3 protein-coding genes and 1 pseudogene are annotated in these 2696 nt (G+C 64.7%); 2 read left to right on the top strand and 2 right to left on the bottom strand.

Going from position 1 to position 2696, the window contains the following annotated elements; translation table 11 throughout:
- Positions 1 to 736: acyl-CoA dehydrogenase family protein (locus WAN71_RS05725; RefSeq protein ID WP_422224408.1), on the bottom strand; the 736-nt coding region annotated here is incomplete at its 3' end.
- 210 nt (positions 737 to 946) lie between these two features.
- On the opposite strand from WAN71_RS05725, the gene WAN71_RS05730 reads away from it, so the two are divergent.
- Entirely contained in the window at positions 947 to 1933 is a 987-nt protein-coding gene (locus WAN71_RS05730; protein WP_422224409.1) for an isopenicillin N synthase family dioxygenase, read from the top strand.
- A 42-nt stretch (positions 1934 to 1975) separates the two neighbouring features.
- Positions 1976 to 2464 carry a flavin reductase family protein gene (locus WAN71_RS05735; protein WP_422224410.1) on the top strand — a complete coding sequence of 163 codons (489 nt, stop codon included), beginning with the start codon at positions 1976 to 1978 and terminating at the stop codon, positions 2462 to 2464.
- Positions 2465 to 2534: 70 nt separating this feature from the next.
- Here WAN71_RS05735 and WAN71_RS05740 read toward each other — a convergent pair.
- Positions 2535 to 2696 (bottom strand): annotated as a pseudogene (locus WAN71_RS05740) (succinate dehydrogenase/fumarate reductase iron-sulfur subunit); the annotation flags it as partial.

Here is a 2696-nt window from a genome sequence, read left to right on the forward strand (position 1 = left end):
CGCCCGGCTCGCCGGTCTCGAAGTCGAACAGGAACTTCGGCACGAAGAACAGCGACAGACCCTTGGTACCGGGTCCGGCGCCCTCGGGGCGGGCCAGCACCAAGTGGAAGATGTTCTCGAACATGTCGTCCGAGTCGCCCGAGGTGATGAAGCGCTTCACGCCGTCGATGTGCCAGGAGCCGTCATCCTGCTGGATGGCCTTGGTCCGGCCGGCGCCGACGTCCGAGCCGGCGTCCGGCTCGGTGAGCACCATGGTCGAGCCCCAGCCGCGCTCGGCGGCCAGTACTGCCCACTTCTTCTGCTCTTCGGTGGCCAGGTTGTAGAAGATCTGGGCGAATCCCGCGCCGCCGGCGTACATCCACACCGCCGGGTTGGCGCCGAGCAGGTGCTCGTGCAGCGCCCACAGCATCGCCTTGGGCATCGGCATGCCACCCAGCTCTTCGTCCAGGCCGACCTTGTCCCAACCGGCTTCGATGACTGCGTGCACCGACTGCTTGAACGAGTCGGGGAGCGTCACCGAGTGTGTCTCGGGGTCGAACACGGGGGGATTGCGGTCACCCTCGACGAACGAATCAGCGACGGGGCCTTCGGCCAGTCGGCTCATTTCGGTGAGCATTTCGCGGGCCGTGTCGGCATCCAGGTCGGCATAGTCGCCTTCGCCGAATGCTTTGTCGATGCCCAACACCTCGAACAGGTTGAATACCTGGTCGCGGACGTTGCTCTTATAGTGGCTCACTGGTTCCTCCTCGATGAGAACGCCACTTGTGGTTGGGTACTAAGCCTAAGTTACCCACCAGTAACACCGATAAACTATACCCATCGGTAACCCCGATGCAACCGAGTGTGAGCTAAATTTCATCAGCTAATTAACCAACTAGTTGGGTTCGCGCTGATCGACACGGTGGCATAGCGGTTGACCTGCGGCGATGATGGGTAGGTGGCAAGTGTGTCGACCGTCACGGCGCTGCCCGAAGTGGACCTGCGCGACTCTCCTGGCCAACTGCGCGGACGCCTGCGCGAGGCGGCTCACGAGGTGGGCTTCTTCTACCTGACCGGCCATGGCGTGCCCGCGGCGCTGACTCGCCGGGTGCTGGCGGCGGCGCGACGGTTTTTCGCGCTGTCGCCGGCGGAGAAGGACGCCGTCGCGATGGTCCGCAGTCCGCATTTCCGTGGCTACACGCGGCTGGGTGGCGAGCTGACCGGCGGCGAAGTGGACTGGCGCGAGCAGATCGACATCGGCCCGGAGCGCAACCCGGTGGGGGGTCCGGGCAAGCCTGACTATCTGTGGCTGCAGGGTCCCAACCAGTGGCCGGCCGGGTTGCCGGAGCTGCCAGGGATCATCGCCGACTGGGACGCGGCGCTGGCCGCGGTGGCCCGCAGGTTGTTGCGGCATTGGGCGGCGTCGCTGGGCAGTCCGCCGGACGTTTTCGAGGCCGCCTTCGCCGCGACACCGGCGACCCTGATCAAGATCGTGCGCTATCCGGCGACGGCGGCCGGCTCGCAGGGAGTGGGCGCGCATCGAGACTCGGGCGTGCTCACCCTGCTGCTTGCCGAGCCGGGCAGTCAGGGATTGCAGGTGCGGCCAGGCCGGAGCGGCGACGGCTGGATCGACGTCCCGGTGCGCGACGGGGCGTTCATCGTCAATATCGGTGAGCTGCTGGAGCTGGCGACTGGCGGGTATCTGCGTGCAACCGAGCACCGGGTGAACCTCCGTCATGCGGCTGATCGGGTCTCGGTGCCCTACTTCTTCAACCCGCGGTTGGATGCACAGATCCCGACCTTGTCACTGCCCCCGGACCTGGCAACGCGAGCAAGCCCGCGCGCGGACCCTTCCGATCCCATTTTCTCGGTTTACGGCCGCAACGCCTGGAAGAGCAGGTTGCGGGCCCATCCCGACGTTGCCGTTGCGCACGGCTACTCGTCGGGCGAGTAGGGTCAGGGATACCAAAATCCTCCTCGATGCGAATGAAGCCCGGTGAATACACCTGAGAAGCTGACACCGTCGTCACTGCGCGAGGCCTTCGGCCATTTCCCGTCCGGCGTGATCGCCATCGCAGCCGAAGTCGACGGAGTCCGAGAAGGGCTGGCGGCCAGCACGTTTGTCCCGGTGTCGCTGGATCCGCCATTGGTGTCGTTCTGCGTGCAGAACATCTCGACGACCTGGCCCAAGTTGAAAAACGTTCGCGCTCTCGGGATCAGCGTTCTGGGCGAGGCTCACGACGAAGCCGTCCGCGCACTCGCCGCCAAAACCGGCGATCGGTTCGCCGGCTTGGAGACAGTGTCCAACAGCAGCGGTGCGGTTTTCATCAAGGGCACCAGCGTCTGGTTGGAAAGCGCAATCGAGCAACTCATTCCCGCCGGGGACCACACAATCGTGGTACTGCGGGTCAGCGATGTTCAGATCGACGCGGACGTCGCGCCGATCGTGTTTCATCGCAGCGTTTTCCGTCGATTGGGTGCCTAGTTAGGGGCGCTTGCTGAGCTCGTCGCGGTAAGCCTGGACGCGACGCTCGAGTTCCGCGGCGTCCTGCTTGTCAGCGACGGAACAGCTTGTTGCCCAACCACACCACCGGGTCGTATTTGCGATCGGCCACGCGTTCCTTCATCGGAATCAACGCGTTGTCGGTGATCTTGATGTGCTCGGGGCAGACCTCGGTGCAGCACTTGGTGATGTTGCAGTACCCGAGGCCATGCTC

Origin of the sequence: Mycobacterium sp., assembly GCF_049280035.1 — a bacterium.
In the GTDB taxonomy this organism is placed as follows: Bacteria; Actinomycetota; Actinomycetes; order Mycobacteriales; family Mycobacteriaceae; genus Mycobacterium.